The sequence below is a fragment of the Asanoa sp. NPDC050611 genome, from assembly GCF_040654855.1.
Taxonomy (GTDB): domain Bacteria; phylum Actinomycetota; class Actinomycetes; order Mycobacteriales; family Micromonosporaceae; genus Asanoa.
On sequence record NZ_JBFAIU010000319.1, the window covers coordinates 1 to 8,760 of the forward strand.

An 8,760-nucleotide genomic window follows, 5' to 3' on the forward strand; every position below is an offset into this window, starting at 1 on the left:
CGCCTTCCTCGCCGACATGGACCTGATCGGCGAGGCCGTCGCGGCGGTCTGCGCGCGGCGCGACCCGGACTTCCAGCGGATCAACTACGCGGTCCGCACGGTCACCCGGCCGGGCTGGGTCACGGCGCCGGCCGAGGGCACCCAGGCGTCCCGGACGTCGGCGCGCAGCGTCCGCGGGCCGCCGTTGCGCACCCGCAGCCGCACGGTCGCGGACTGCCCGAGCCGAATCGTGGAGTCGCCGCTGCGGGCCAGGGTGACCCCGCGCAGCGGCGCGGCGAGCAGGAAGTCCACGCCCGCCGCGGCCAGCACGACGAACCCGGCCACCGCGGCGGCCCACCACGGCGCCGACCACAGCGGCATGGTGAGCGCGGCGAGGCCGAGCAGCAGGGCGGTCCGCCAGCTGACCATGGTCAGCGCGGGGTCGGTACGGTGCCGAGCACCGCGTCGAGGATCTGGTCGACGGTCACGCCCTCGAGCTCCGCCTCGGGGCGCAGCCGGACCCGGTGCCGCAGGGTCGACCGGCTGACGGCCTTGACGTCGTCGGGCGTCACGTACTCCCGGCCGGAGATCCAGGCCCACGCCTTGGCCGCGCCGAGCAGCGCGGTGGCACCGCGCGGCGACGCGCCCAGCTCGAGCGACGGGGAGCTCCGGGTGGCCCGGCACAGGTCGACGATGTAGCCGAGCACCATGTCGACGACGCCGACCTGGCCGACCGCCTCGCGTGCGGCCGCGAGATCGGCCGCGGTGGCCACCGGCCGGATCCCGGCGGCGGCCAGGTCGCGCGGGTTGAAGCCCTGGTGGTGGGCGCGCAGCACGCCGAGCTCGTCGTCGCGGCTGGGCAGCGGCACGGCGAGCTTGAGCAGGAACCGGTCGAGCTGCGCCTCGGGGAGCGGGTAGGTGCCCTCGTACTCGACCGGGTTCTGGGTGGCGATCACCAGGAACGGCTCCGGCAGGGCCCGCGGCGAGCCCTCGACGGACACCTGGCGCTCCTCCATGACCTCCAGCAGCGCCGACTGGGTCTTCGGCGGCGTCCGGTTGATCTCGTCGGCGAGCAGCAGGTTCGTGAACACCGGACCCTGGCGGAACGTGAACGCGGCGCCGTGCGGGTCGTAGACCAGCGAGCCGGTCACGTCGCCGGGCATCAGGTCCGGGGTGAACTGCAGGCGCTTCATGTCGAGGTCCAGCGCCGCGGCGAAGGAGCGGACGAGCAGGGTCTTGGCGACACCGGGTACGCCCTCGAGCAGCACGTGCCCCCGGCAGAGCAGGCCGATCAGCAGCCCTGTGACGATCGCGTCCTGGCCGACCACCGCCTTGGCGACCTCGGCGCGTAGCCGGTGCAGGGCGACCCGGGGATCGGTCTCGGCGGTCGGTCCGGCGGCGAGGGTCACCGTGGTTCTCCTTGGTCAGGCCCGGCGCTGCCGGGCTGCGTGTGGCGGGATGGGACGCCGCCGACCTCGTCGGCCACGGCGTCGAGGCCGCGGGCGAGGTCGAGCAGCTCGTCGTCGTGCGCCGGCTCGGGGCCGTAGAGCAACCCGTCCACCTGGTACGCGTCGCGCCCGGTGCGTTGCGCGACGGCGGCGACCACGTCGGCGGGGGTGTGCCCGTGCGCCAGCCCCAGCGCGGGCTCGATCCGCCGCAGGGCGGCCTGCCGGAGCACGGCGGCGACCGGGCCACGGGCCTTCGCCCGCTGGTAGAGGCGGCCGCGACCGAGCACCGTCTCGCCCGAGCGCACCTCGACCGGCAGGGGCTCGCTGACCGCCGGGCCGAGCCGGCGCGCCGCCCAGAGCAGCAACAGGATGAGGGCGGCCGCGAACGTGGCGAGCATCGCCCAGACCCACGGCGGGAACGCGTCGCCCAGCGGGTTGCCACCGGGCTGGTCGGAGTCGCCGTCGCCGTCGCCCGACCCGGGCGCGCCCTGCGCGGGGGGCCGACCCGAGCCGTCGCCCGAGTCCCCGCTGCTCCCTTGGTCGTAGGTCTCCTCGGCGGTGGGGTCGGGTGTCTCCGCGCGCGCCGGCTCCCTCGGCGGCACGTAACGCTCGTGCAGGTCGAGCCAGACCACGCGGGACCGGGCGGAGAGCAGACCGGCGGCGAAGGCGCGGTTGTCGTGCTCGTCGAGGCGGTCGTTGCGGAACGGGTCGGACGCGCCGACGACCACGAGCTCCTGGGGGTACGTGAGCCGCAGGACACCGTTGGCGTAGCAGGAGTCCCGGCTGCCGCCGTAGGCCGCGTCGATCAGGTAGGCCTGCCGTCGGGCGGCCGCGTCGCCGGTCTCGCCGATGCCCGGGATCGCACAGCCGCCGGAGGGCACGGCCGCGGTCGCCCAACGCCGGGGACCGCGGGCCAACGGCGCGCCGATGGTGCGCAGGGTGCGCGCCGGCGGGTCGACAAGCACGACCCGGGTCTGGGACGGCAGCGACGCGATCGCGCTGGTGGTGTCCGGGTCCAGGAACTCCGCGGCCGGCACGAACAGCGTGGCGCCGCCGGCCTCGGCGATGGCGACACGGGGGTCCGTGTACCGGACGACGTCGACACCGCGGCCGCGTACCACCTCGGCCAGGCGCTGCGAGCCGATCGGCGCGGTGCTGGCCGGCGAGAGGAAGTCGGCGTCGTCGCTGTCGGGCGTGTCGACCGCGTGCGTCACCAGAGTGGTTACCAGCAGCACGGCGACCACCCCGAACGGGATCAGCACCCGCCGCCCCCGCCGCAGGCCCCGGCGCAGGGCGGCCGGCGGCCGGCCGCGCGTCGCCGTCGCGGTCACGACTCACCCCGCCGGCTCGCGGGCACCCGGGCGCCGCTCAGCGCGCGATCCACATCGGACGCGAAGCCCTTCATGGCGGCGTCGTCGTCGGACGTGGCCGGCTTCTGCCCGTACCAGATGTCGGAGAAGACGGTGCCCGCGGCGCCGAGCGGCCGGTCGGTGGCCGGCGCGCTGCGGCCGGCGGCGGAGGCCAGCTCGGTGACCGTCCATCCTGGATGGTGTTCGATCACCCGGCGATCGACGAGCAACCGGACCATGGCGCGCAACCGCTCGCGGACGGCCTCGGCCCAGCGGCCCTGTGCCGCGAACTGGTCGGCGCGGGAGACGAAGGTCGCCGCCGGCAGGTCGGGCAGCGCGTCGGGCTCGGTCTCCTGGGGCACCGGCCCGGCCTCGGCCGGCTCTGCCGCGGGGCGTCGGCGCCGCCGCGGCCACTTGAGGCGGATCGAGCGCAGCCGGGCCCACTGCGACCAGAGCACGGCGACGAGGGCGGCGAGCAGCAGCACGATGAGCAGCAGCCAGCCGGGCGGCACGAGGTCGCCGAGCGCCGCGACCGCCTCGGTCCACCAGCGCGCGAAGCCGCTCATCGCCGCACCGCCAGCGGGTCGGCGCCCGCTCCGGCGCCGTAGCCGCGGCTGAGCGCGATGTCCAGGCCCTCGGAGCGGAACCGGGTCTCCAGGTGCAGGGTCGCGACAAGGCAGGCGAGCGCGGCGTAGGCCAGCGTGTTGACCGCGACCCGCATCCCGAACAGCAGCACGCCGAGCGCGTCGGAGCGCAGTGGCACGAGCTGGTTGAGCAGGTTGCCGCCCACGGTGCCGACCAGTGTCCGGATCAGCCACCAGGTGAGGTAGGCGACCAGCAGGACCCACAGGGCCCGGCCGCCGGTCCGCCCGGCCAGCACGACCCCGCGGCCGATCGCCCGGAACGGGTTCACCCGGTCGACCACGAGGGCGGGCACGGCCAGCGCGGTGAAGCCGAAGGCGAACGCCCAGAGCGGGCCGGCGAACGAGAACGTCATGACGACCACGCCGGCGAACAGCGCCAGCGCGATCGTGGCGACCGGGCGCAGGCCACGCGGGCGGAGCGCGGCGCGGTTGTCGAGCGGCCGGCCGAGCAGCAGGGCGCCCGCCGCGCGGGCCGCCGGCGCGGCGAGCAGCGCGATGATCACCGCCTCGCAGCCGGCGCCCACGCAGAGCACGGTCCACACCTGGGGGAAATCGCGGTCCAGGTAGCGGACCGGGTCGGTCACGTCGAGCCGGGCCCAGTCGCGCAGCGGCGCGAGGAGGAACTGCTCGCCGATCGCGAGCACGGCCGCCACGGGCAGCAGGGCCGCCGCGTGCGCCCGGAGCACCAGGAGGGCGGCGTCGAGCAGCTCGCCCACCGTGAGGGGGCGCCGGGGGATGGCGGACGTGTCCAGGGTCGGCTCCGTCGAGGCTGCGGGATAGCGGTCATCGTGGCATGGCGCACGTCACGCCCGGGGACCGGACCGGGGGATATTGCGCACCTCCCGGCCCGGAAGCATGGCGAAAGACCGAATTGTGGGTACCCGTGACCGGGTCGGTGTCGATATTCCGCCGGCCGGCCGGTCACACCGCGATGAACCCGGATGGAATATTGGTGCCATGAGAGCCCGGGTTCTGGTGGTGGACGACGATCCCGCGTTGGCGGAGATGCTCGGCATCGTGCTGCGCAGTGAGGGTTTCCTGCCCTCTTTCGTGGCCGACGGCGAGCGCGCCCTGTCCGCGTTCCGGGAGAACCGGCCCGACATCGTGCTGCTCGACCTGATGCTGCCCGGCATGAGTGGCATCGACGTCGCCAGGTCGATCCGGTCGGAGTCGGGCGTCCCGATCGTCATGCTGACCGCCAAGAGCGACACCGTCGACGTCGTGCTCGGGCTCGAGTCCGGCGCCGACGACTACGTGGTCAAGCCGTTCAAGCCCAAGGAGCTGGTCGCCCGGATGCGGGCCCGGCTGCGCCGGGGCGAGGACGCGGCGCCGGAGATGCTGACCATCGGCCCGCCCGGCAACCAGATCACCATCGACGTGCCCGCGCACACGGTGACCCGCGACGGCGACGAGGTCAAGCTGACCCCGCTCGAGTTCGACCTGCTGGTCGCCCTCGCCCGCAAGCCGCGCCAGGTGTTCACCCGCGAGGTGCTGCTGGAGCAGGTCTGGGGATACCGCCACGCGGCGGACACCCGCCTGGTCAACGTGCACGTCCAGCGGCTGCGCGCCAAGATCGAGCCGGACCCGGAGCGCCCGGAGATCATCCTCACCGTCCGTGGCGTCGGCTACAAGGCCGGCACCGGATAGCCTGGGCCTCACTGTGAGCGCAGCGTCACTCGGCGAGACCCTCCAATCGGCCCGGGCCCGTGCCCGGGTCCTTTGGGGTCGGCTCCTCCGCCAGGTGACGCTGCTGCTGGTGACCGTCGAGCACACCTGGCGCCGCTCGCTCCAGGTCCGCGTGGTCACCTTGACCCTGGTGGTGTCCAGCCTGCTGGTCGCCGTCTTCGCCTACGTGGTGGCCTACCGCAGCTCGACGATCCTGCTCGAGCGGGCGAAGCAGACCGTGACCGCGCAGATGGAGTTCGGCCGCGGCTACACCCGGGAGCAGCTGGCCGTCTTCGGCAAGCCCTACGAGCCCAACGTGCAGGGCACCCTCCAGGACATCGTCTTCTATCTCGGCGGCGGCGACGCACAGGACCCAGGCTCCGGGCTGGTCGTGGTGAAGGCCGAGGAGGTCGCCGAGCTGCGCACGGAGATGTCCCGCGACGTCAGCCTGAGCGTCATCAACGAGGTGCTCGGCCCGGACATCACCAGCGCGGTCGACGGCGGTGGGGTGGCGACCGCGATCCGCTCGGCCGACCTCGGCGCCGGGCGCGCGAAATACCTGGTCAAGGGCACTCCGGTGGCCACCAAGTTCGGGCATGTCGAGCTCTACTACATCGAGCCGCTGACCACCCAGGACTCGGCGGCGACCCAGATCCGCACCACCGTGCTGGCCACCGGCGCGACCCTGGTGCTGCTCCTCGGGCTGCTCGCCGCCCTGGTCACCCGGCTGGTCGTCCGCCCGGTCCGGGTCGCCGCACGCACGGCGCAGCGGCTCTCGGCCGGCCTGCTCGACCAGCGCATGGCGGTCACCGGCGAAGACGACCTCGCGCTGCTCGCCGCGTCGTTCAACCAGATGGCGGCCAACCTGCAGCGCCAGATCGTCCGCCTCGAAGACATGTCCCGCCTGCAACGGCGGTTCACCTCCGACGTCTCGCACGAGCTGCGTACGCCGCTGACCACGGTCCGGATGGCCGCCGACCTGATCTTCGCGGAGCGCGACCGGTTCCCGGCCGACGTGTCCCGCACCGCCGAGATCCTGCAGACCGAGCTGGACCGGTTCGAGAGCCTGCTCACCGACCTGCTGGAGATCAGCCGCTACGACGCCGGCTTCGCCATGCTCGACGCCGAGCCGAGCGACCTGGCGCCGCTCGTGCACCGCGCGGTCGAGCCGCTGCGCGGCCTGGCGGAGCGGTGCGGCGTCGAGCTGCGCGTCGAGGTGCCGGCCGACCCGGTGATCGCCGACGTCGACCCGCGCCGGGTCGAGCGCATCCTGCGCAACCTGGTGGGCAACGCGGTGGAGCACGCCGAGCACCGGCCGGTCGACGTCCGGCTGGTCTCCGACGGCACAGCGGCCGCGGTGGCGGTCCGCGACCGCGGCGTCGGGCTCAAGCCCGGCGAGGAGAAGCTGGTCTTCAACCGGTTCTGGCGGGCTGACCCGTCGCGGGCCCGGCAGACCGGCGGCACCGGGCTGGGCCTCTCGATCAGCCTCGAGGACGCCCGCCTGCACGGCGGCTGGCTCGAGGCCTGGGGCGCGCCCGGCCAGGGCGCCCAGTTCCGGTTGACCCTGCCGGTGCGCGCGGGCGACCGGCTGACGGCCTCGCCGCTGCGGCTCGTGCCGGAGGACGCCGACCTGCCCGCGGTGACGCCGCCCGTGCAGCAGCGTGCGATCACCCAGACGCCCGCGGAGGTGCCCCGATGAGGCGCCGGGTCGCGGGCCTGGTCGCCGCGGGCGGCCTGGTCGCGGGGCTGCTCGCCGGCTGCGGGATACCGGACCACACCGACGTCAAGGTCGACCACGCCGGTCCCGTGTCCGGCGCCGACCAGGCCGCCGATCCTGGGCGGGTGCCGCCGCCGGACCGGCTGGAGGCGAGCACCGTCAAGGACTTCGTCGCCAACTTCCTCACCGCCGCGGCGGGCGAGCTCGACCCGGGCGGGAAGACGGACCAACGCATCCGGGACTACATCTCGGGCAGCGTGCCGTCGCTCAAGAGCGTCAACCTCGTCAAGGTCGTGCGGATCGACCCCAAGCCCAACGACGAGGATGTCGACCTCACGGTGCAACACGTCGGTGTGCTCGACGCCGAGGGCCGGATCAGCCCGCCGGACGAGACCACGACCCGCTACCCGCTGAAGGTCAAGGCCGAGGAGAGCGGTGGCTGGCGGTTGACCAAGGCGCCACCGGAGACGCTGCTCGACATCGAGGCGCTGACCACCTACTACAGCGAGCGGACGATCTACTTCTGGAACGGCGACCGCAGCGCCCTCGTGCCCGACCTCCGCTGGTTGCCGGGAGAGGTGCCCACGTCCCGGGTCCCGAACGAGCTGCTCGAGATGATCGAGAGCGGCCCGTCGCCGTGGCTCGGCGGTGCGGCCCAGCCGTTGCCGGGTGACAGCAAGCTGCTGACCAACGCGCCCGTCGACAACGACCTGCTGACCATGAACTGGTCGCCGGCGGTCGGCAACGACGCGCAGGACTTCCTCGCGCAGCAGGTGGCGTGGACCATGCGCGCGTCGAACGTGAGCGTGCGGTGGCTGCAGATCAAGATCAACGGGCAGGCCCGGCCCAAGCAGGACGTCAACGACCTGCTGAACCGCACGCCGTACCCGGTCGGCTCCGAAGCCCACCCGTACGCCATCCTCGACGGCAAGGTCAACGCGCTGACCGTCCCGGCCGCGGTGCCGGCGCCCGTCCCGCTGGCCCCCGCCGCCAACCAGAAGCTGAAGTTCGCCGCCTTCAGCCGGTTCGGCGACGGTGTCGACGCCGCGATCGTCAACCAGAAGAACGAGCTGCGGGTGGGCTCGGCCACCGGCGGCGGCCTGGTCAGCGACCTCGCCCTGGTGCCCGGCGTCACCCCGCGGTCCGCGCCCGTGTGGCTTCCCAGGTCCCGGATGGGCCTCGTGGTCGGCACCGACCTGCGGCTCTACGTCTTCGGCGCCGACCGCACGGTGCGCAAGGTGACGCCGCCCGGCCTGCGCGACATCAGCGCGGTCGCCGTTGCCCCCGACGGTCAGCGGGTCGCCCTGCTCGCCGACGGCAAGGTCTTCGTCGCGCCCGTCTCGATCGGGTCGGATGCGCAGAAGATCCTCGAGCCGCGTGCGCTGATCACGCCGTTGCGCAATCTGACGGCAGTCGCCTGGAGCGGCGAGAACGCGCTGTCGATCGGCGGCACCGACGAGTTGGACCGCCTGTCGATCAACGACGTCACCGTCGACAGCGCGCGCCGCACCCCGCGCATCTACGACGCGCACGGCCCAGTCGTCATGATCTCCGCCTACCCGGAGACCACCGCGCTCGGGCGCACCTCCAGCACGATGCTCTACCAGGCCGACGACGCGACGTGGCTGGCCCTCGGCGCCTCGACGCAGCTGGACCGCTCGGCCATCGACGGCGCGACGCCGACCCAGTCGCCGGGCACGAACACCGAAGCGCAGACCCAGCCGATCGCGCCGTTCTTCGCCTACTGACCCGTGGTGCTCGCCGCGCTCGCCGACCTCGTGCTGCCGGCGGAGTGCGCCGGCTGCCGCACACCGCACGTGCCCCTGCGCCGCGGCGCCTGTGCGTCGTGCGCGGCCGCTCTCGACGCCCTGCGGCCCCGCCAACCGGCGGTCGCGGGCCGCGCTTCACCCAAGCACCATGCCTCTGCCGCCGGCGACCTCCCGCCCCCGCCAACCGGC

Annotated in this window: 8 protein-coding genes and 1 pseudogene; 4 read left to right on the forward strand and 5 right to left on the reverse strand. The window is 74.0% G+C overall.

Annotation, left to right across the window (positions count from 1 at the left end; all coding sequences use genetic code 11):
* Positions 1-84: 84 nt before the first annotated feature.
* The 5 genes from AB0H87_RS33155 to AB0H87_RS33175 are packed head-to-tail and all read right to left on the reverse strand — an operon-like array spanning position 85 to position 4,136.
* Entirely contained in the window at positions 85-408 is a 324-nt protein-coding gene (locus tag AB0H87_RS33155; protein WP_360154742.1) for a hypothetical protein, read from the reverse strand.
* Positions 409-410: 2 nt separating this feature from the next.
* A complete protein-coding gene (locus AB0H87_RS33160; protein ID WP_360154745.1) occupies positions 411-1,388 on the reverse strand; it encodes a MoxR family ATPase in 978 nt (325 codons plus the stop codon).
* Positions 1,385-2,758 carry a DUF4350 domain-containing protein gene (locus AB0H87_RS33165; protein ID WP_360154748.1) on the reverse strand — a complete coding sequence of 458 codons (1,374 nt, stop codon included), beginning with the start codon at positions 2,756-2,758 and terminating at the stop codon, positions 1,385-1,387. The genes AB0H87_RS33160 and AB0H87_RS33165 overlap by 4 nt, the downstream gene beginning before the upstream one ends.
* Positions 2,755-3,342 carry a DUF4129 domain-containing protein gene (locus AB0H87_RS33170; RefSeq protein WP_360154751.1) on the reverse strand — a complete coding sequence of 196 codons (588 nt, stop codon included), beginning with the start codon at positions 3,340-3,342 and terminating at the stop codon, positions 2,755-2,757. The genes AB0H87_RS33165 and AB0H87_RS33170 overlap by 4 nt, the downstream gene beginning before the upstream one ends.
* On the reverse strand, positions 3,339-4,136 hold the full coding sequence (locus tag AB0H87_RS33175; protein WP_360154754.1) for a hypothetical protein: 798 nt from the start codon (positions 4,134-4,136) through the stop codon (positions 3,339-3,341). The genes AB0H87_RS33170 and AB0H87_RS33175 overlap by 4 nt, the downstream gene beginning before the upstream one ends.
* Before the next feature lie 241 nt (positions 4,137-4,377).
* On the opposite strand from AB0H87_RS33175, the gene mtrA reads away from it, so the two are divergent.
* The 4 genes and pseudogenes from mtrA to AB0H87_RS33195 all read left to right on the forward strand — a co-directional run.
* Positions 4,378-5,067 carry an MtrAB system response regulator MtrA gene (gene mtrA / locus AB0H87_RS33180; RefSeq protein ID WP_278078948.1) on the forward strand — a complete coding sequence of 230 codons (690 nt, stop codon included), beginning with the start codon at positions 4,378-4,380 and terminating at the stop codon, positions 5,065-5,067.
* A 94-nt stretch (positions 5,068-5,161) separates the two neighbouring features.
* Positions 5,162-6,784, forward strand: a complete 1,623-nt coding sequence (mtrB, locus tag AB0H87_RS33185; protein WP_360154760.1) for an MtrAB system histidine kinase MtrB — start codon at positions 5,162-5,164, stop codon at positions 6,782-6,784.
* The gene (locus AB0H87_RS33190; RefSeq protein ID WP_360154757.1) at positions 6,781-8,550 is read left to right on the forward strand and encodes an LpqB family beta-propeller domain-containing protein; all 1,770 of its coding nucleotides are present in this window, start codon (positions 6,781-6,783) and stop codon (positions 8,548-8,550) included. Before mtrB ends, AB0H87_RS33190 begins: the two co-directional genes overlap by 4 nt.
* Before the next feature lie 30 nt (positions 8,551-8,580).
* Positions 8,581-8,760 (forward strand): annotated as a pseudogene (locus AB0H87_RS33195) (hypothetical protein); the annotation flags it as partial.

What these genes read in the sequence shown, in the direction of transcription:
- AB0H87_RS33155 (WP_360154742.1), bottom strand. Translation starts at nt 408, where the DNA reads ATGGTCAGCTGGCGGACCGCCCTGCTGCTCGGCCTCGCCGCGCTCACC.
- mtrA (WP_278078948.1), top strand. Translation starts at nt 4,378, where the DNA reads ATGAGAGCCCGGGTTCTGGTGGTGGACGACGATCCCGCGTTGGCGGAG.
- AB0H87_RS33190 (WP_360154757.1), top strand. Translation starts at nt 6,781, where the DNA reads ATGAGGCGCCGGGTCGCGGGCCTGGTCGCCGCGGGCGGCCTGGTCGCG.
- AB0H87_RS33170 (WP_360154751.1), bottom strand. Translation starts at nt 3,342, where the DNA reads ATGAGCGGCTTCGCGCGCTGGTGGACCGAGGCGGTCGCGGCGCTCGGC.